Raw genomic sequence first — 18,147 nt, 5'->3', positions numbered from 1 at the left:
CGGGAGATAATTCCCAGACGAGGGAAGATATTGTTTCCGGAACGGAAAGAATGAACCGGTCAGCCCCGGCTCTTCATCAGGCGGGCCTTTTCGCGGTTCCAGTCGCGCTCCTTCTCGGCTTCCCGCTTGTCGTGGAGCTTGCGGCCCTTGGCGAGACCGAGCTCGACCTTGGCGATACCCTTGTCGTTGAAATACATCGACAGGGGCACCAGGGTCATGCCGCCGCGCGTCACCTCCTGGTGCAGGCGGGCGATCTCGCGCTTGTGCAGCAGCAACTGGCGGGGGCGGCGCGTCTCGTGGTTCTCGCGGTTCGCCTCTTTATATTCGGGGATATAGGCGTTGTAGAGCCAGAGGCCGTCGCCCTGGTTGGCGCCGGCATAGGAATCGCCGATATTGGTGGCGCCCGAACGCAGGCTCTTCACTTCGGAACCCTTGAGGATGATTCCGGCCTCGATCCGATCCTCGATCGAGTAATTGTGACGGGCCTTGCGGTTTTCGGCGATGTATTTCTTCGCCGTCTCCCGCTTGTTGTTCGGGGCCATCGCGTCCTCAGTTCAGGGCGCCGGCCCGGCGCAGCGCCTCGTCCATGCGCGCCTCGGTCGCGGGACCGACGGGCAGCAGGGGCAGGCGCAGGTCGGGCTGCATCAGGCCGAGGCGGGCCGCGCCCCATTTCACCGGGCAGGGGTTCGGCTCGGTAAAGAGGGCTTCGTTCAGGGGCGCCAGCCGGTCCTGGATCTTCAGCGCGGTGGCGAAATCGCCCGCCAGCGCCGCTTCCTGAAGGTCGGCATAGGCCCGCGGCACGATGTTGGAGCCGACCGAGATGCAGCCGACCGCCCCGGTCGCGATCGCGGCCAGCGCCAGGCCGTCGTCGCCCGAGAGCTGGATGAAGTCGGGCCCGATCAGTTCCCGGTGCTTGGCATAGCGCGAGACGTCGCCGGTCGCTTCCTTCACGCCGATCACGGTGGGCAGCCTGGCGATGCGGGCCATGGTCGCCGGCGTGATGTCGACGACGCAGCGCCCCGGGATATTGTAGACGATGATCGGAACGTCGACCGCGGTCGAGATCGCCTCGTAATGGGCGACGAGGCCGTCCTGGGTCGGCTTGTTGTAATAGGGCGTGACCACGAGCACGGCATCCGCGCCCGCGTCCTTCGCGTGCCGGGCCAGGGAAATCGCCTCGGCGGTCGAATTCGAGCCGGCACCGGCGATGACGGGCACGCGGCCGGCGGCCGCCTCGATCGCCAGTTCGACCACCCGGTGGTGCTCGTCGTGGCTCAAGGTCGGGCTTTCGCCGGTGGTGCCGCAGGGGACGAGCCCATGCGTGCCCTGTTTGACCTGCCAGTCCACGAAATCCTGAAACGCACGCTCGTCCACCTTGCCGTCGCGGAAGGGAGTGACGAGAGCGGTAATCGACCCGCGGATGCGGGCGCGGATGTCGGACATGACAGTCGGAGCCTCTGGGGGAACAAGAGCCGCAGACCATAGCGACAGCTTGTCGCCGCTTCAACAGCCAGTCGCCGAGCCGTGCGTTTGCTGCACCGCACATATGAGCGGCATTATACCCGCGTACGATTGACGCAGATCAAAGCGCACCCAATCCTGTCTGCCATGGGGCGGCGCCAAGACTGCCCGCACGTAGACGTTTCAAAACAAAACCAAGCGGAGCTTGACCGTGGCCCTTCCCTTCCCTGGCCGGCGCCTGGCCCTGGCTGTTGCCGCCGTTCTCGGCCTTGCCGCCTGCGACGGCGGCGCGGCGCCGCCGGCGGCGCCCCCGCCCATGCCGGTGACGGTGGCAAAGCCCCTGCTGCGCCAGATCGCCGAATGGGACGATTTCACCGGCCGCTTCGCCCCCGTCTCCTCGGTCGAGGTCAGGGCGCGGGTCAGCGGCTATCTCGACTCGATCCATTTCAAGGACGGCCAGGAAGTCTCCAAGGGCCAGCTGCTCTATGTCATCGACCCCCGGCCCTTCGAGGCGGTGGTCGAACGGGCCCGCGCCGATGTCGATGCCGCCGAGGCGGCCCTCGACCTTGCGGTGCGCGAAGTCGCCCGCTACAGCCAGTTGCGCCAGTCGGGCAATGCCTCGCAGCAGGTGCTGGACGAACGCCTCCAGGCCCGGCGCGGGGCCGAGGCGAGCGTCGCCGCCGCCAAGGCCAGCCTGCGCCAGGCCGAGCTGAACCTCGCCTTCACCCGCATCGAGGCGCCGATCGCCGGGCGCATCAGCCGCACCAATGTCACCGTCGGCAATCTGGTGTCGGGCGATGCGGCGGGCTCGGTGCTCACCACCATCGTCTCGGTCGATCCGATCCAGTTCTATTTCGACGGCGACGAGCAGGTCTTCATCCGCTACCAGCGCCAGGCTCAGTCGGGCGAGCGGCCGGACCCGCAGAACGCCGGCCTGCCGGTGCGCATCGGCCTGTCGGACGAGATCGGCTTCCCTCATGCCGGCGCCATCGATTTCGTCGACAACCAGCTGGACAATGCGACCGGGACCATCCGGGTCCGCGCCGTCCTGGCCAATCCGGACCGGCTGCTGACGCCCGGCATGTTCGGCCGCATCCGCGTGCCCGCCAGCGAGCCGAAGCCGACCCTGCTGGTACCCGAGACCGCGATCGGCACCGACCAGACCCGGCGCTTCGTCTGGGTCGTGGGCGAGAACAACGTGCCGCGGCCGCAGATCGTCGACCTGGGCGCCGTGGTCGGCAGCCTGCGCGTCGTCCGCGGCGGCGGCCTGAAGGAGACGGATCAGGTCATCGTCAACGGCATCATGCGGGTGCGGCCCAATGTCCCCGTCACCCCCCTGCCCGCCCATCTGGCCGAGGACGGCAGCATCGTCAGCGACGTGCCGCCCCCCGCCGCCGCCAAGCCGGAGGCCGGCAAGTGAGAATTCCCCATTTCTTCATCGACCGGCCGATCTTCGCGGCCGTGCTGTCGATCGTCGTCATGCTGGTGGGCGGCATCGCCTATTTCCGCCTGCCGGTGGCGCAATATCCCGAAATCGCCCCGCCCACCGTGGTGGTGACGGCGAATTACCCGGGCGCCAACCCGGAAACCATCGCCACCACGGTGGCGGCCCCGATCGAGGAACAGGTGAACGGCATCGAGGGCATGCTCTACATGCGCTCCTATGCCTCGTCCGACGGGCGCATGCAGCTGACCGTGACCTTCGCCCCCGGCACCAATCTCGATACCGCCCAGGTGCTGGTGCAGAACCGGGTCGCGATCGCCGAACCCCTGCTGCCGGAAACCGTCCGCCGCTCCGGCGTGACCACGGCGAAATCCTCGCCCGACCTTCTTCTCCTGATCCATCTCCTGTCGCCGGACGGGCGCTTCGACAGTATCTACATCTCGAACTACGTCACCCTTCAGATCCGCGACGTGCTGGCCCGGATCGACGGTGTCGGCAGCATCATCGCCTTCGGCGCGCGGGACTATGCCATGCGCATCTGGCTCGACCCCGAGAAGATGGCGGCCTTCAACGTCTCGGTCACCGAGGTGAACAACGCCATCGCGGTCCAGAACAACGAGGTCGCGGGCGGCCGCCTGGGCCAGCAGCCGATCGACAACCCGACCCCCTTCGAGATCCAGGTCCGCCTGCAAGGCCGCCTGCAATCGCCCGAGGAATTCGCCGACATCATCGTCAAGGCGACGGGCGACGGCCGTTTCCTGCGTATCCGCGACGTCGGCCGGGTGGAACTGGCGGCGCGCGACTACAATACCAATTCCTATCTCGACGGCCTGCCGGCCCAGGCGATCGGCGTGTTCCAGCGCCCGGGCTCGAACGCCGTCGCCACCGCCGCCGCCCTGAAGGCGAAGATGCAGGAACTGGCGGCCGGCTTCCCCGATGGCCTCGAATACCGGATCGTCTACAATCCCACCGACTTCGTCGAGCAATCGCTGAAGGAAGTGGTGAAGACCCTGTTCGAGGCGGTGGCGCTGGTCGTCCTCGTCGTCTTCGTCTTCCTGCAAAGCTGGCGCGCGACCATCATCCCGATCGTGGCGATCCCGGTCGCCCTGGTCGGCACCTTCGCGATCATGGCGGGCTTCGGCTTCTCGCTGAACACCCTGTCCATGTTCGGCCTCGTGCTCGCCATCGGCATCGTGGTCGACGATGCCATCGTCGTGGTCGAGGCGGTCGAACACCATATCGCCGAGGGCCTGAGCCCCAGGGACGCGGCACGCCAGACCATGACCGAGGTTTCGGGCGCCCTGGTCGCGATCGCGGTGGTGCTGATCGCGGTGTTCCTGCCGACCGCCTTCATCCCCGGGATTTCCGGCGTCTTCTACAAGCAGTTCGCGATCACCGTGGCCGTCGCGACCGCGATTTCCGCCTTCAATTCCCTGACCCTCAGCCCGGCGCTGGCCGCTTTGCTGCTGCGGCCGAAGCAGGCGGGGCGGAAAGGCCCGCTGGCCCGCGCCTTCGGCCTGTTCAACCGCGGCTTCGACTGGACGTCGGATCGCTATGGCCGGCTGGTCGGCGGGCTGACGCGGCGCAGCGCCCTGGTGCTGCTCGTCTATGCCGGGCTGATCGGGCTTACGGTCTTCGGCTTCACCCGCCAGCCGACCGGCTTCATCCCGATGCAGGACCGCGGCTTCCTGATCGGCGTCATCCAGCTGCCGCCCGGCAGTTCGCTGGCGCGCAGCGACGACGTGGTGCGCCGGGCCGGCGAGATCGCCCGCGAGGTTCCGGGCGTCGCCCATACGGTGCAGATCGCCGGCTTCTCCGGCGCCACCTTCACCTCGGCGACCAATGCCGGCACCCTGTTCATCATCCTGGACGACGCGGGCAAGCGCGCCGCCCTGGGCCAGACCGTGGACGCGGTCGCCGCCAGCCTCCGCCAGCGCCTGTTCGCGCTCCAAGAAGGCTTCGCCCTGGTGATTCCGCCGCCGCCGGTGCAGGGCATCGGCAATGCCGGCGGCTTCTCGATGCAGGTCCAGGACCGGGGCGGCCTCGGCCTCGCCGCCCTGAAGGCGGCGGCGGACGATTTCGTGCAGAAGGCCAACCAGGTCCCGGGCCTGACCTCGGTCTATACCCCGCTCGCTGTCGGCACGCCCCAGCTCTATGTCGACATCGACCGGGTCAGGGCGCAGATCCTGAACGTCTCGCCCGAGGCGATCTTCAGCACCGTGTCCACCCTGCTCGGCTCGAGCTACATCAACGACCTCACCCTGTTCGGCCGTTCCTACCGGGTGACCGTGCAGGCCGATGCGCCCTTCCGCATCGACCGCAACGACATCGCCCACATGCGGGCGCGCTCCAACGACGGGGCGATGGTGCCGCTCGGCTCGGTCGCCACCTTCCGCGAGATCGCGGGGCCGGATCTCTTCATCCGCTACAACCAATATGCGGCGGCGCCGGTCACCGGCTCGCTGCTGCCCGGGGTCAGTTCGGGCCAGGCCATGGCGGCGCTGGAACGGCTGGCGGCGGAAACCCTGCCGCAGGGGATTTCCTTCGAATGGACCGAATTGTCCTATCAGGAACGCGCCGCGGGCAATGTCGCCTTCATCGTCTTCCCGCTCGCCGTGCTCTTCGTCTTCCTGGCCCTTGCCGCACAATACGAAAGCTGGGCCCTGCCGCTGGCGATCATCCTGATCGTGCCCATGTGCCTGCTGTCGGCGCTGGGCGGCATCATGCTGCGCCAGATCGACAATAATATCCTGGTGCAGATCGGCTTCGTCGTCCTCGTCGGCCTCGCCTCGAAGAATGCGATCCTGATCGTCGAATTCGCCCGCCAGCTGGAAGACCAGGGGCGCGACCGCTTCCGGGCCGTGCTGGAAGCCTGCCGGCTGCGCCTGCGGCCGATCCTGATGACGTCCTTCGCCTTCACCCTCGGCGTCGTGCCCCTGGCCATCGCCACCGGGGCGGGGGCGGAGATGCGCCAGGCGCTGGGCACCGCGGTCGTCTTCGGCATGCTGGGGGTGACGCTGTTCGGCCTGCTGTTCACGCCGGTCTTCTATACCGTCATCCGCGGCCTGATCGGCCGGGCGCGGGGAACCCGGCCGGCCCCGGCGGCACCGCCCGCGGCACATTGAGGCGGGACGCATTCGAGCCGGGCGGGCGGCCCGCCATGGGTGGCGTCCGCCGGCCGCCGCCGCTAGACTGATTCCGCAGGGCCGGCGATGATTCGCCGGGCCCGCGGGACCTGATCGGGGGGTGGTGGAATGCGTCTGATCTCCGGCGTTGCAGCTTTCGCCCTGGTGCTCGGGCTCGGGGGCATCGTCCCCCTGGCCGTGCCCGCCCCGGCGGCGGCGCAGACGGCGGCATCGCGCTTTCCCGCCCTGCTGACGGCCGCCGACCGCCAGATCTATCTCCGCGCCTTCGCCGCCGGCAGCAAGGGCGACTGGGACGGCGCCGCCGCGATCGCGCTGGCCGCCCGCGACCGGACCTTGGCCAAGGTCATCGACTGGCAGCGCATCCAGGCGCAATCCGCCGCCGCCTCCTTCGAGACCATCGCCCAATTCGTCGAGCGCAACCCGGACTGGCCGCGCCGCTCGACCACCCTGGCCCGGGCCGAGGCTGCGCTGACGGGCCAGGAATCGGCCACCCGCCTGCTTGCCTGGTTCACGAAATTCCCGCCCGCCAGCGGCCTCGGCAAGATCCGCTACGGTGCGGCCCTGATGGCCACCGCCGACCGCGCCCGCGGCCTTCTGATGCTGCGCCAGGGCTGGATCGAGGCGGATATGACCACCGCGGTCGAGAACGACATCCTGGCCCGCTTCCAGTCCATGTTCACCCAGGCGGACCATATCGCCCGCCTGCAGCGCCTGCTGATGGACGAGGATGTGACCGAGGCGAGGCGCATGCTGTCGCTGGTGCCGTCCGACTATCGCGCCTCGGCCACCGCCGCCATCGCCTTCATCATGAAGGCGAGTTCGGCCGGCCGCGACCTCGCCGCGGTGCCGGCCGCCCGGGCCCAGGACCCGGGGCTGCTCTATGCCCGGGTGCGCTATCTCCGCTCCCTCGACCAGGACGATCAGGCGGTCGAGCTGATTTCCCGCCTGCCCGAAGGGGTGGCGGCGCAGAACCCCGGCCGCTGGTGGCCGCATCTGCGCTATGCCACTCACCGGCTGCTCAATGCCGGGCGCTACGCCGATGCCTATCGCGTGGCCCGGGCCCATGACCTGAGCGACGGCGTCGATTATTTCGATGCCGAATTCACCGCCGGCTGGGTCGCGCTGCGCTTCCTGCGCCAGCCGGAAGCGGCGCTACGCCATTTCACCGCCATGGCCGGCAAGGTGCAGTCGCCGATCTCGACCGCGCGGGCCAATTACTGGGGCGGGCGCGCCGCCGCCGCCCTCGGCCAGCGCGAGGCCGCCCGTGCCTGGTACGCCAAGGCCGCGGTCCATTCCCAGACCTTCTACGGCCAGCTCGCCGCCTTCGAGCTGGGCGAGGCCAGCGCCCGCGCCCTGCCCGCCGACCCGCGCCCCAGCGCCGGCGAACAATCCGCGGTCGAACGGGGCGAATTATACCGCGCCATCCGCATGCTGCTGGAGATCGACGAGAAGGGCCGGATCCGCCCCTTCCTGAAGGCGGCGATGGAAGCGACCGCGAGCCCGGGCGGCCGCGCCCATATCGCCGAGATGGCGGGTGCCGCCGGCGGCGCCTATGCCGGCGTGATCGCCGCCAAGGAAGCGAGCTTCGTCGGCACCTTCCTCGGCAATCGCGGCTATCCGCTGCTGAACATGCCGAACGGGGAATTGACGGAAAAGGCCCTGTCCCTGGCCCTGACCCGCCAGGAAAGCGAATTCCGCAGCGATGCGGTCAGCCCCGCGGGGGCGCGCGGCCTGATGCAGCTGATGCCGGGCACCGCCAAGCTGGTGGCGAAGAGCCTGGGCCTGAAGTTCGAGCCGGGCAAGCTGACCACCGATCCGCAATACAACATGACCCTGGGCGTCGCCCATCTCGACGAATTGCTGAACGATTTCGGCGGCTCCTACGCCATGGTGATCGGCGCCTATAATGCCGGCGGCGGGCGCATCGACACCTGGATCGGGCGTTACGGCGATCCCCGCTCGTCCGACGTCGACGTGGTCGACTGGATCGAGCGCATCCCCTTCGAGGAAACCCGCAACTACGTGCAGCGCGTGCTGGAAAACACCCAGGTCTACCGCCTGCGCCTTGCCGCCGGCAAGGCGGTGCCCCTCGGCATCGCCCGCGACCTGCTGCGCGGCTCGGGCAGCCGCACCTCGCCGGTGGTCGACCAGGCCTACCGCGCCACTTCGGGCTGAGCCCGCGACAACGACAAACGGGGGAGAAGGCCATGGCCGCCTATGTCGGCAAGCGTTACACATCCGGCAACGGCCTCGACCTCTATTACCGCGACTACGGCACCGCGGACGGCCGCCTGCCGGTCGTCTGCCTGCCCGGCCTGACCCGGAATTCGGCCGATTTCGAGACCCTGGCGCTGCATCTTTCCGCCGCCGGGCGGCGGGTGATCTCGCCGGATTTCCGCGGCCGCGGGCTGTCCGCCTATGACCCCGAGTTCATGAACTACGTGCCGCCGACCTATGCCGGCGACACCATCGGCCTGCTGGCCGGGCTCGGCATCGGGCGGGCCTTCTTCGTCGGCACCTCGCTCGGCGGCATCGTCACCCAGTTGATCGCGCTGGCGGCGCCGTCCCTGGTCGCCGGTGCCGTGCTGAACGACATCGGCCCGGAACTCGACCCCGCCGGCCTTGCCCGCATCGCCTCCTATGCCGGGCTTCAGGCCGATCCCGCGACCTGGGACGAGGCCGTCGCCCAGATCCGCACGGTCAACCTCAGCCAGTTCCCCGATGTGGACGACGCCACCTGGGCCAGATTCGCCCGCGCCGTCTTCACCGAAAAGCCGGACGGGGGCTTGCGCCCGAACTACGATCCGAAGATCGGCGATGCCATGCGCGCCGGCGGTCCCCCGGTCGACATGTGGCCGATCTTCGCCGGCCTCGGCGCCGTGCCGACCCTGGTGCTGCGCGGCGTCCTGTCCGACCTTCTGGCATCTTCGACGGTCGAGCGGATGAAGGCGGCGAAGCCCGACCTCGTCGCCGTCGAGGTGCCGGGCCGCGGCCATGCCCCCTTCCTGGACGAGCCGGCCGCCCTGGCCGCGATCGACGCCCTGCTGGCGCGGGTCGACGGATGAGGGCGGCGCTCGCCGGCGTCCTGCTCGCCCTTGCCGTGCCGGGTGCGGCGGGCGCCGATATTCCGCCGCCCCCGCCGCCCGTGGCCGCGACCGGCATCGCCCCGCCGGCCGAGGCGGCGGCCTTCGCCCGCCAGCCCGATATCGTCGATCGTTTCCTCGACGCCGTGCTGGGCGGGCCGCCCTATTACAACGCCATGATCATGCCGATCGCGACCGACCGGCTGGCGCGCATCCCGGACGGCACCCCCCTCGACTATGCCTATTGGAACGAGCTGGGGTCCGACGAGCCGCCGATCCTGGACGAGATCCGGCGCCTGACCGGGCTGCGCCCCCAGCCCCAGCTGCGGGACCCGGATTACGACGCTGCCGCCTTTTTCGCCCATGAGACGGTGGCGCGGCTGAAGCCGGAACCGCCGCCCAACGGCCCTGCCCTGCGCCTGCCGTTCTATACGGTGGCCGACCCGGACACGCTGCCGAACGCCGCCTGCGGCGCCTTCGCCGCATCGGCCAATCTGTTCAAGCCGCGCCACCTGGCCAATATGACCATCCGCCAGCTGGAAAGCGCGCCGGAACCGGTGCGCGGGCGCTGCTTCGCCCTGGCGACCTTGCGGGCGATCGGCTTCGGCGGGCTTGGCGAATATGCCGGCGGCGAGCCGCTGCCCGAAGCGCTGGACCCGGTCACCCATCTGACGGCGGAAGAGAAATTCTTCCTCTGGCTGCTCTACCGCCTGCCGATCGGCACCGACCGCGAAGCTGCCCGGGACGCGGCCAAGGCCATCCTGGCCGGACTTCAGCCGTCGTAGGCCGCCTTCAGCACGGCGATATCGATCTTCACCATGGCCATCATCGCCTGCAGCACGCGGGCGCGCCGGGCCTCGTCCCGGTCGGCCATGAAATCGGCGACGAGGCCGCAGTTGATCTGCCAGGCGAGGCCGAAACGGTCGCGCAGCCAGCCGCATTGCTGATACTGGCCGCCGTCGCCGAGCACCGCCCACAGGCGGTCGATCTCTGCCTGATCGGCGCATTCGACGAAGAAGGATACCGCCTCGTTCAGCTGGAAATGCGGCCCGCCGTTCAGGGCGACGAAACGCTGCCCCTCCAGCTCGAACTCGATCGCCATGGGCAGGCCGGCCGGCATCATCCCGCCCTCCGCATAGCGGACCGTGCCGACGACCCGGGATCGGGCAAAGACCGAGACATAGAGGTCGACCGCCGCGGCCGCATTGCTGTCGAACCAAAGGTAGGGGGTGATCTTCTGGCGGATGGACATGGCCAAGCTCCCGTTGCCGATACCCCGAGGACGCACCGATACCGCCCCCGCCGACAAGGGCCCGTGAAAATTCATCGGCGGCGGCAGCACCTTCCTGCCCGAATCAGAAAATCATTTAATTTCAATGCCTTATTGAAGATTGATTTGCTTTCCCGGGCTTTCATGCATAATGCGTGATGGTGTGTCGCAGCACCTTTTCCACGAGGCAGCCCCCATGTCGGGTGGCCTGCCAAATACAACACCCGGCTTCGGCCAGGCGGTGAACGCCCGCGTTTGCCGTCATGGGGAATAGGCAGGGCGTCTGCCTCGTGCGCGCTGCGACCCTCCCGACACCAGCGGATCCCCCGCTGGTGTCATGCCTGTCGCAGGGCTGAACGGGGAATCGAACCATGCAATTGCTGACCAGAATACGATACGGACCGTCCTGATGGAGGCGATCGGATAGGACCGGCAAGACCGTGAATGTCTTGCTCTATTCGATCATCCTCTCGGCCAGCGGCCAGATTGCCGACTTCCGGACGGAAGGCAGCTTTCTGTTCCGCCATCAATGCGAGGCCGAGCTACATCGCTCTCGACTGAAGGACCTGGAGACCGCCGTCTCCCAAGGGGTAATGCTGCGCATTGCGCCGACCGCCTATGCGCTCGGCTCGAACGGCGTGCTGCATTACGTCTATATCAAGGGCTGCGGCGACGGGGCCGACGCCGACCGGCAACGCATCCTCTCGGCGATCACCGGGATGGAGGGCGCGACCCTGGCCCGGCGGGCCGCCGCGGCGGTGAAAGCCCGGGACGGCGGCCCCTGACCGGCCTTCGATGCGAGCACAGGGGGAAGGGGAGCCGGGCAGGGTCGGGCTCCCCTTCCGCCGCCGGCGGGGATGCGGAAAAATTTCATCGTCCGGTCTTTCTCCTGTCGGCTTAGGCTGTTCTCCTCCGTCGTTCCGACGACGGCAACGACAGGGAGACGCCATCATGGCCGGGATTCACGGGCAATTCGTCTGGTACGAACTGATGACCGACAATCTGGAGGGCGCCCTCGCCTTCTATCGCGCGGTGACGGGCTGGACCGTTGCCGCCGCCGGTGCGGGCGGCGTCGATTATCGCGTGCTGTCGGCGGGCGCGGCCATGGTCGCCGGCGCCATGGCCATCCCGGACGAGGATGGCGCCGCGGGCATGCGGCCGGGCTGGACCGTCTATGTCGGGGCCGGGAATACGGACGAGACGGCGGCGGCGATCGCGGCGGCCGGCGGCAAGGTGCTGCGCGAGCCGGCCGATATCCCGGAAGTCGGGCGCTTCGCCATCGTCGCCGACGCGCAGGGCGCCCCCTTCGGCATCATCGCCTGGTCGGAACCGGGCGAGGCGCCGGGGGTGGACATCGCCCCCGGCCGCATCGGCTGGCACGAGCTTTTCGCCGGCGACGAGCCGACCATCTTCCCCTTCTACGAACAGGTCTTCGGCTGGAGCAAGGCGGAGGGCATGGACATGGGCCCCATGGGCACCTACCAGCTGTTCCGCACCCGCCCGGGCGAGGCGGTCGGCGGCATCATGACCAGGACGCCGGAAATTCCCCACCCGTTCTGGAATTTCTACATCGCGGTCGACGATATCGATGCCGCCCTGGCCCGGGTGACGGCGAACGGCGGCACCGTCGTGCAGCAGCCGATGGAAGTGCCCGGCGGCGTCTGGATCATCCAGGCCGTCGATCCGCAGGGCGCCTTCTTCTCGCTGGTCGGCCCGCGCGCGTAACGCGGCCCGATACAGCCGGACCCCGGGGAAGGGAGACCTCACGGCATGGCGAAGCTCGTCTTCGGAATGAACCTGTCCCTGGACGGCTATGTCGACCACGACGCCTTTGCGCCCGACCCCGTGCTGTTCCGCCACTTCATCGAGCAGGCGCGCGGCCTGACCGGCAGCATATACGGTCGCCGCCTGTACGAGATCATGCGCTATTGGGACGAAGACCATCCCGAATGGACACCGGACCTGCGCGACTTCGCGGCGGCATGGCGGTGCCAGCCGAAATGGGTCGTGTCGCGCTCGCTGACCGCGGTCGGGCCCAATGCCACCCTGATCGCGGATGATGTCGAGGCGGCGATCCGCGGGCTGAAGGCCCGGCTTCCCGGGGAGATCGAGGTCGGCGGGCCGGCGCTGGCGCAGAGCCTGGCCGGGCTTGGCCTGGTCGACGAATACTGGCTCTATCTCCACCCCGTCGTGCTGGGCCGGGGCAAGCCGTTCTTCGCAGGCCCCCTGCCGCGGCTCCGCCTCGTCGCCAGCGACCTGATCGGCCCGGACGCGGTCAAGCTGACCTACGTCCCGGCCTGATCGCGGCTCAGGCCTGTTTCGGCACGGCGCCCAGGGTGGCGCCGGCCGGCTTGCCGCCGAATTCCAGCGTGCCGTCGTCGAGCTTGCCGTAGCGCAGCGACAGGATGTCGAGCGCATAATTCTGGTAGAGTTTCCACGGCCGCTTGGAACCCTGGCGCGGGAAATCCTGCAGCGCCCGCTGGACATAGCCCGACGAGAAATCGATGAAGGGTTCCGCCGTCACCGTCGGGTCGTTCAGGCGCGGCACGCAATAGCGGAAGCCGTGGCGGTCCATGTGGTTCAGCAGGCGGCAGACCCGCTCCGCGGTCAGGTCCGCCTTCAAGGTCCAGGAGGCATTGGTATAGCCGAAGGCCGTGACCAGGTTGGGCAGGTCCGAATACATCATGCCGCGATAATTGTAGAGCGCGCTGTTGTCGATCGCCTTGCCGTCGACGCTGAGGCTCATGCCGCCCATGAACAGCAGTTTCAGCCCGGTGGCGGAGACGATGATATCCGCCTCGATCTCCTGCCCCGACTTCAGCCGGATGCCGGTTTCGGTGAAGGTCTCGATATGGTCGGTGACGACCGAGGCCGAACCCTTGCGCAGCGCCTTGAACAGGTCGCCGTCCGGCACCAGGCAGACGCGCTGGTCCCAGGGCTTGTAGGTCGGGGTGAAATGCTTCTCGACGTCGAAATTCGGCCCGACCTGACGCCTGATCAGGTCGATGATCTTCTGCTTCACCTTTTCCGGCCGGCTGCGCGAGAGCTGGAAGAACATCATGCCGAGGCCGACGTTCTTCCACCGGGTGATGCCATAGGCAAGCTGGGCCGGCAGCCATTTGCGCAGGTTGTTCGCCAGCTTGTCCTCGCCCGGGCGGGTGATGACATAGGTCGGCGAGCGCTGGAGCATGGTGACATGGCCCGCCGTCTTGGCCATTTCCGGCACCAGCGTCACCGCGGTCGCGCCCGAGCCAATGACCACCACCTTCTTGCCCGCATAGTCGAGGCCTTCCGGCCAGTGCTGCGGGTGGATGAAGGTGCCCTTGAAGGCGTCCCGCCCCGGGAAATCCGGGGTGAAGCCCGCTTCGTAATTATAATAGCCGCTGCAACTGTAGAGGAAGTTGCAGGTCAGGCGCACGGTCTCGCCGGTCGCGGTGCGTTCGGCCTCGACGGTCCAGGCGGCATCCTTGGTCGACCACGAGGCGGCCTTGACCTTGAGGCCGTAGCGGATGCGCTCGGCGATATGGTTGTCCTTGGCGACGCCGGTCATGTAGCGGAGGATCGACGGGCCGTCGGCGATCGCCTTGGCATCGGTCCAGGGCTTGAAGGAATAGCCGAGCGTATACATGTCGCTGTCCGAGCGGATGCCGGGGTAGCGGAACAGGTCCCAGGTCCCGCCCAGGCGCTCGCGGCTTTCGAGCAGGGCGAAACTCTTGCCCGGGCAATGGGCCTGGAGGTGATAGGCCGCCCCGATGCCGGACAGGCCGGCGCCCACGATCAGCACGTCCAGATGCTCGGTCGGCATTCTCTTCCCCATCCTGGCCCTGCGGTTTGCCTTAAAGGCGCGATCCGCCGTTATGTCGCGACGGCCTCGGCCATCGGGCCGGGCACGGCGCCACTATACGCACAATTTTGTCAGTTGAAATAGAATTTTGTCGGATGAGAAAGGTTTGGAACGGGGCCGGGGGCGCCCCCGATGGCCCCCGGCCCGTTCCGGGCGGTCAGGCGGCTTCGTAGAGGCGGCGTTCGACGATGCCCCGGCCCCTGAGGCCGTGAAGCGCCTTGGCCCCGGCCAGGACCAGGAGATCGGCCAGCGGCTCGATCGCGATGACGAGAAGATAGGCGCCGCCGAAACTGGCGACCGCGGTCAGGTTCTCCGCCCCGAAGCCCTGGCCGTAGAGGGCCCAGAAGGCGACCCAGGCGACGATCCCGGCCTGATAGGCGGTCGACAGCGCCAGAGCCTGCGTGTAGCGCAATTCGACATAGGGCGTCTCGGGCGCGATCACCTTGCGCGCCAGGGCGCCGAGGGCGAAGAGCGGCACCAGCAGGGTGGTGACGTTCATGCCGTATTGCGGCAGGTCGAAGGGCGCGAAGAACAGCCCCTGGATCAGGAGCCCGGCGGCCAAGCCGAGCGCCGCCGGAGCCGCGCCCAGGATCAGGAACAGGGTGGAACCGAGGATCAGGTGCACCTCGGAAACGCCCACCGGGTAATGCGGCAATAGCTCGAAGAACGAGAAGACGAGGGCGGTCGCCGCGACGGCACGCAGGCCGAGGGAGACGAAGCCGCGCTCGCGGGCGGCGTCATAGGCCAGCTTCAGCGTGTAACCGCCGGCACCCGCCGCGGTCGCATAGCTCAGCCAGATCTTTCCGCCCTCGACGAGGCCGGGTTCGATATGCATGTCCAATCTCCTTTGCCGTCTCACCCGACGGCGCGAGGTTGATATCTTGCCGGTGGCAGGTCTCCTGACTCGCGGGTCGCTGCGCCTTCCGCCTTCCCAGCCCGGCCGGTTTCCCGGCAAGGCCAGTGGCATGATGGAAGGACGCTCGCCGCTCACAGTCGCGGGGGCGGTCGGGGCTGGGGCCTAAGGGCCCTTCCCCATTCCCTTTTCATCCGGTCGGCGGGGGCCACCCGCCGGCCGGAAACCACAAGCGCGGACAGCAGGGGCCAAGCCGGCCCGCCTGTCAAGCGAGGAAGACGGCGGTTCAGGCGGCGGCGGTCGCCTTGCGGCGGGCGATCTCGGCGTCGCGCACCGGCGGCAGGCCGAACAGGCGGCCGTATTCGCGGGTGAATTGCTGCACGCTTTCATAGCCGACGGCAAAGGCGGCGCTGCCGGCGCTCTGCCCTTCCGCCTGCATCAGGCGGCGGGCCTCGATCAGGCGCAACTGCTTCTGGAATTGCAGCGGCGACAGCGAGGTGACGGCACGGAAATGCCGGTGGAACGAGGACGGGCTCATGCCCGCCACCTCGGCCAGATGTTCGACCGGCAGGCGCCGGGCGAAATCGGCGCGCAGCACGGCGACCGCCCGCGCCACCCGCTGCTGGTGCCCGTCCGCCCAGCCGAGCCGGCGGATCGCCGTGCCGTGGCGCCCGGCCAGCAGCCAATAATGCATTTCGCGCAGCAACTGCCCCTGAAGCACGGGCAGGGACGCCGGCCGGTCCAAGAGTTTCATCAGGCGCAGCGCCGCATCCGCCACTTCCGCATCGGTCGGCTCGACCCGGACCGGGGCGGCATCGGCGACCCGGGCGGCCCCCATCTCGGTCGCGAGATCGACGATCAGGGCGGGATCGAGCGCAAGGACCAGGGAGTAATAGGGCGCGACCGGGCTGGCCCGGGTGATCTGGCTGACCGTCGGGACATCGGCGGTGATCAGCAGGCTGTCCCCGGCGGCGAAGGCGAAACTCTCCGCCCCCATGGTGACCTGCTTGCCGCCCTGGACGACCATGCACACCAAAGGCCGCGAGATCGCATGCAGCAACCCGCTGGGCGCCGTGGCGCGGACGAGGCCGAGACCGGGAATGGGGGTCGCGGCAAGGCCCGAGGCATCGGCATGGGCATCGGCATAGCGGCGGACGGTATCGAGCAGCGTGGTCATGGTCGAAGCCTATGCCATCGCCCGCGCGCCCGCATCCCCCCTGGCAGGATCAGGCAAATCTTGTCGAGCTTCCGGCAACCGCGCGCACCGCCGCCCGCCGATAGTGATCCCGTCACGCGACAGAGGAGACCGACGCCATGACCAAGATCAGCCTCGTTACCGGCGCCAGCCGCGGCCTCGGCCGCAATACCGCGCTGCATATCGCCCGGCGCGGGGGCGACGTCATCGTCACCTATCAGAACAATGCCGAGGCGGCGGCGGTGGTGGTCGCGGAAATCGCCGCCCTCGGCCGCAAGGCCCTGGCCTTCCCGCTCGATGCCGGCGATATCGCCGGCTTTCCGGGCTTCGCCGACCGGCTGCGCGCAGGCCTGCGCGAGACCTGGGGCCGCGAGACTTTCGACCATCTGGTGAACAATGCCGGCCACGGCGACCTGACCCCGATCGGCACCACCACCGAGGCGCAGTTCGACCGTCTGGTGAACGTCCATTTCAAGGGCGTGTTCTTTCTCACCCAGGCCCTGCTGCCCCTGCTGGCCGATGGCGGGCGCATCGTCAACCTGTCGTCGGGCCTGACCCGGGTCTCGCTGGCCGGCTATGCCGTCTATGCCGCGGCCAAGGGCGCGGTCGAGGTCCTGACCCGCTATATGGCGAAGGAACTGGGCGGGCGCGGCATCGCCGTGAACGCCGTCGCCCCCGGCGCGATCGAGACCGATTTCGGCGGCGGCGCGGTGCGCGACAATCCGGAGATCAACCGGATCTTCGCCGAAATGACCGCCCTCGGCCGGGTCGGCCTGCCCGACGACATCGGCCCGATGATCGCCGCCCTGCTCGGCGAGGACAACCGCTGGGTCAATGCCCAGCGGATCGAGGTTTCCGGCGGCCAGGGACTCTGAGCCCCGGCCCCGGCCCCAGCCGCTCGACGGTCAGGACCAGGGTGAACAGGGCCATGGCGGGGAGATGGAACGGCCCCGCCACCATGGCCGCCAGCATCAGGGCCCAGCAGGTGCCGAGGCAAGCGGCGCCGGTCGCAAGCCCCAGGCGCAGCGCCCCGGCGCCCGCCCCCGGCCGGCAGCGGCACCGTTCGAGGCAGGCGCGCCGGGCCGGCGTCCCCTGCCAGCAAAGGGCCAGGACCAGCGCGGGCACCACGGCCCAGGTCCCGGCCGCGGCATGGAGGGCGAGGGCCGCCACGGTCAGGGGCACCCCCGCCGGCAGCCAGACCGCGAGATAGCCGGCGACGAAGGGCACCACGTCGCCGGGCCCCGCTGCCGGCCGCCCCAGCGGCACGGCCAGCAGCAGCGGCATCATCGCCAGCAGCATCACGCTCCACGACAGGGCAAGCCCCCCCGGCGGGTTCAGCAGCAGCAGCCATTCGAGGCGCTGCCAATCCCAGTCCAGCAGGACGCCGGCCCCCGGGCCGCACAGCCCGGGCAGGAACAGCCCGCGCTCGCCGAAGACCAGCAAGGTCCAGCCCGCCAGGCTGAGGCCGGACAGCAGCAGCACCGGCCGGCCCTTTTGAACCGCACACTCTTCGCGCGTCGGATCCATCGCGGCGTCTCACCCCGGTTCAGGTCTTAAGTCGCCCCAGTCTTGGCGTCGGGCCCGAGGGCCGGCCAAGGCCCCGTGCACGAACGGCGCCTGTCGGGCACGAGCGGCGCCAACCGGCGTAAACGCACCGCCGCAAGCCCTTGCGGCAGCGCAAAAGGGCCGGGCGGCGCCGGCCCCCGGCAAAGCCGCATTTCGTGCAGCCGCACCGCCGTTCATTCACGACAAGCGCCGTCCGGGCCCCGAAAACCGCACCGGTGAATCCGGCGTTGATGCTGCACCGCACCGCAACCGACCGTGGGACCCAAGGCGCAACCAAAGCGCAAC

At 68.9% G+C, this 18,147-nt stretch carries 16 protein-coding genes and 1 riboswitch; of the genes, 9 read left to right on the top strand and 7 right to left on the bottom strand.

Annotated elements, in window-relative coordinates:
• Positions 1-59: 59 nt before the first annotated feature.
• Together smpB and dapA are read right to left on the bottom strand one after the other, a co-directional pair.
• The gene (gene smpB / locus DKG75_RS13695; protein WP_109921679.1) at positions 60-542 is read right to left on the bottom strand and encodes an SsrA-binding protein SmpB; all 483 of its coding nucleotides are present in this window, start codon (positions 540-542) and stop codon (positions 60-62) included.
• Positions 543-549: 7 nt separating this feature from the next.
• Positions 550-1,443 carry a 4-hydroxy-tetrahydrodipicolinate synthase gene (dapA, locus tag DKG75_RS13690; RefSeq protein WP_109921678.1) on the bottom strand — a complete coding sequence of 298 codons (894 nt, stop codon included), beginning with the start codon at positions 1,441-1,443 and terminating at the stop codon, positions 550-552.
• A 229-nt stretch (positions 1,444-1,672) separates the two neighbouring features.
• On the opposite strand from dapA, the gene DKG75_RS13685 reads away from it, so the two are divergent.
• The 5 genes from DKG75_RS13685 to DKG75_RS13665 all read left to right on the top strand — a co-directional run bounded on the left by DKG75_RS13685 (position 1,673) and on the right by DKG75_RS13665 (position 9,919).
• Positions 1,673-2,881, top strand: coding sequence for an efflux RND transporter periplasmic adaptor subunit (locus DKG75_RS13685; protein ID WP_208112128.1), 1,209 nt, complete (start codon positions 1,673-1,675; stop codon positions 2,879-2,881).
• The gene (locus tag DKG75_RS13680; protein WP_109921677.1) at positions 2,878-6,030 is read left to right on the top strand and encodes an efflux RND transporter permease subunit; all 3,153 of its coding nucleotides are present in this window, start codon (positions 2,878-2,880) and stop codon (positions 6,028-6,030) included. Before DKG75_RS13685 ends, DKG75_RS13680 begins: the two co-directional genes overlap by 4 nt.
• 129 nt (positions 6,031-6,159) lie before the next feature.
• Positions 6,160-8,226 (top strand): lytic transglycosylase domain-containing protein, encoded by a 2,067-nt coding sequence (locus DKG75_RS13675; RefSeq protein ID WP_109921676.1) that lies wholly within the window; start codon positions 6,160-6,162, stop codon positions 8,224-8,226.
• A 32-nt stretch (positions 8,227-8,258) separates the two neighbouring features.
• The gene (locus DKG75_RS13670) at positions 8,259-9,116 is read left to right on the top strand and encodes an alpha/beta fold hydrolase (protein ID WP_109921675.1); all 858 of its coding nucleotides are present in this window, start codon (positions 8,259-8,261) and stop codon (positions 9,114-9,116) included.
• Positions 9,113-9,919, top strand: coding sequence for a hypothetical protein (locus DKG75_RS13665; RefSeq protein ID WP_109921674.1), 807 nt, complete (start codon positions 9,113-9,115; stop codon positions 9,917-9,919). Before DKG75_RS13670 ends, DKG75_RS13665 begins: the two co-directional genes overlap by 4 nt.
• Here the strand turns inward: DKG75_RS13665 and DKG75_RS13660 are convergent.
• Positions 9,907-10,386 (bottom strand): VOC family protein, encoded by a 480-nt coding sequence (locus DKG75_RS13660; RefSeq protein ID WP_109921673.1) that lies wholly within the window; start codon positions 10,384-10,386, stop codon positions 9,907-9,909. The genes DKG75_RS13665 and DKG75_RS13660 overlap by 13 nt on opposite strands.
• Before the next feature lie 458 nt (positions 10,387-10,844).
• Between DKG75_RS13660 and DKG75_RS13655 the strand changes: the two genes are divergently transcribed.
• From DKG75_RS13655 to DKG75_RS13645, 3 genes are all read left to right on the top strand, one after another.
• The gene (locus DKG75_RS13655) at positions 10,845-11,189 is read left to right on the top strand and encodes a hypothetical protein (RefSeq protein ID WP_109921672.1); all 345 of its coding nucleotides are present in this window, start codon (positions 10,845-10,847) and stop codon (positions 11,187-11,189) included.
• A 166-nt stretch (positions 11,190-11,355) separates the two neighbouring features.
• Complete coding sequence (locus DKG75_RS13650) at positions 11,356-12,129, top strand: VOC family protein (RefSeq protein WP_109921671.1); 774 nt, start codon at positions 11,356-11,358, stop codon at positions 12,127-12,129.
• A 45-nt stretch (positions 12,130-12,174) separates the two neighbouring features.
• Positions 12,175-12,705, top strand: coding sequence for a dihydrofolate reductase family protein (locus DKG75_RS13645; RefSeq protein ID WP_109921670.1), 531 nt, complete (start codon positions 12,175-12,177; stop codon positions 12,703-12,705).
• A gap of 7 nt (positions 12,706-12,712) precedes the next feature.
• On the opposite strand, the gene DKG75_RS13640 is transcribed toward DKG75_RS13645, so the two are convergent.
• The 3 genes from DKG75_RS13640 to DKG75_RS13630 form a co-directional block, all read right to left on the bottom strand.
• On the bottom strand, positions 12,713-14,209 hold the full coding sequence (locus DKG75_RS13640) for a flavin-containing monooxygenase (RefSeq protein ID WP_109921669.1): 1,497 nt from the start codon (positions 14,207-14,209) through the stop codon (positions 12,713-12,715).
• A gap of 196 nt (positions 14,210-14,405) precedes the next feature.
• Entirely contained in the window at positions 14,406-15,083 is a 678-nt protein-coding gene (locus tag DKG75_RS13635) for an energy-coupling factor ABC transporter permease (protein WP_109921668.1), read from the bottom strand.
• Between the two features lie 37 nt (positions 15,084-15,120).
• Positions 15,121-15,329: riboswitch (cobalamin riboswitch) on the bottom strand.
• A 58-nt stretch (positions 15,330-15,387) separates the two neighbouring features.
• The gene (locus tag DKG75_RS13630) at positions 15,388-16,278 is read right to left on the bottom strand and encodes an AraC family transcriptional regulator (RefSeq protein WP_109921667.1); all 891 of its coding nucleotides are present in this window, start codon (positions 16,276-16,278) and stop codon (positions 15,388-15,390) included.
• A 137-nt stretch (positions 16,279-16,415) separates the two neighbouring features.
• Between DKG75_RS13630 and DKG75_RS13625 the strand changes: the two genes are divergently transcribed.
• The gene (locus DKG75_RS13625; protein ID WP_109921666.1) at positions 16,416-17,171 is read left to right on the top strand and encodes an SDR family NAD(P)-dependent oxidoreductase; all 756 of its coding nucleotides are present in this window, start codon (positions 16,416-16,418) and stop codon (positions 17,169-17,171) included.
• Here DKG75_RS13625 and DKG75_RS13620 read toward each other — a convergent pair.
• Positions 17,128-17,823: a copper chaperone gene (locus DKG75_RS13620; RefSeq protein WP_109921665.1), complete on the bottom strand. Its 696-nt coding sequence runs from the start codon at positions 17,821-17,823 to the stop codon at positions 17,128-17,130. The genes DKG75_RS13625 and DKG75_RS13620 overlap by 44 nt on opposite strands.
• Positions 17,824-18,147 lie beyond the last annotated feature (324 nt).

Origin of the sequence: Zavarzinia compransoris, from assembly GCF_003173055.1 — a bacterium.
Lineage (GTDB): Bacteria > Pseudomonadota > Alphaproteobacteria > Zavarziniales > Zavarziniaceae > Zavarzinia > Zavarzinia compransoris.
The sequence above is the reverse complement of the archived record's forward strand: the minus strand, read 5'-3'. Positions and strand labels throughout refer to the sequence as shown.

What these genes read in the sequence shown, in the direction of transcription:
- smpB (WP_109921679.1), bottom strand. Translation starts at nt 542, where the DNA reads ATGGCCCCGAACAACAAGCGGGAGACGGCGAAGAAATACATCGCCGAA.
- dapA (WP_109921678.1), bottom strand. Translation starts at nt 1,443, where the DNA reads ATGTCCGACATCCGCGCCCGCATCCGCGGGTCGATTACCGCTCTCGTC.
- DKG75_RS13675 (WP_109921676.1), top strand. Translation starts at nt 6,160, where the DNA reads ATGCGTCTGATCTCCGGCGTTGCAGCTTTCGCCCTGGTGCTCGGGCTC.
- DKG75_RS13670 (WP_109921675.1), top strand. Translation starts at nt 8,259, where the DNA reads ATGGCCGCCTATGTCGGCAAGCGTTACACATCCGGCAACGGCCTCGAC.
- DKG75_RS13665 (WP_109921674.1), top strand. Translation starts at nt 9,113, where the DNA reads ATGAGGGCGGCGCTCGCCGGCGTCCTGCTCGCCCTTGCCGTGCCGGGT.
- DKG75_RS13660 (WP_109921673.1), bottom strand. Translation starts at nt 10,386, where the DNA reads ATGTCCATCCGCCAGAAGATCACCCCCTACCTTTGGTTCGACAGCAAT.
- DKG75_RS13650 (WP_109921671.1), top strand. Translation starts at nt 11,356, where the DNA reads ATGGCCGGGATTCACGGGCAATTCGTCTGGTACGAACTGATGACCGAC.
- DKG75_RS13645 (WP_109921670.1), top strand. Translation starts at nt 12,175, where the DNA reads ATGGCGAAGCTCGTCTTCGGAATGAACCTGTCCCTGGACGGCTATGTC.
- DKG75_RS13640 (WP_109921669.1), bottom strand. Translation starts at nt 14,209, where the DNA reads ATGCCGACCGAGCATCTGGACGTGCTGATCGTGGGCGCCGGCCTGTCC.
- DKG75_RS13635 (WP_109921668.1), bottom strand. Translation starts at nt 15,083, where the DNA reads ATGCATATCGAACCCGGCCTCGTCGAGGGCGGAAAGATCTGGCTGAGC.
- DKG75_RS13630 (WP_109921667.1), bottom strand. Translation starts at nt 16,278, where the DNA reads ATGACCACGCTGCTCGATACCGTCCGCCGCTATGCCGATGCCCATGCC.
- DKG75_RS13625 (WP_109921666.1), top strand. Translation starts at nt 16,416, where the DNA reads ATGACCAAGATCAGCCTCGTTACCGGCGCCAGCCGCGGCCTCGGCCGC.
- DKG75_RS13620 (WP_109921665.1), bottom strand. Translation starts at nt 17,823, where the DNA reads ATGGATCCGACGCGCGAAGAGTGTGCGGTTCAAAAGGGCCGGCCGGTG.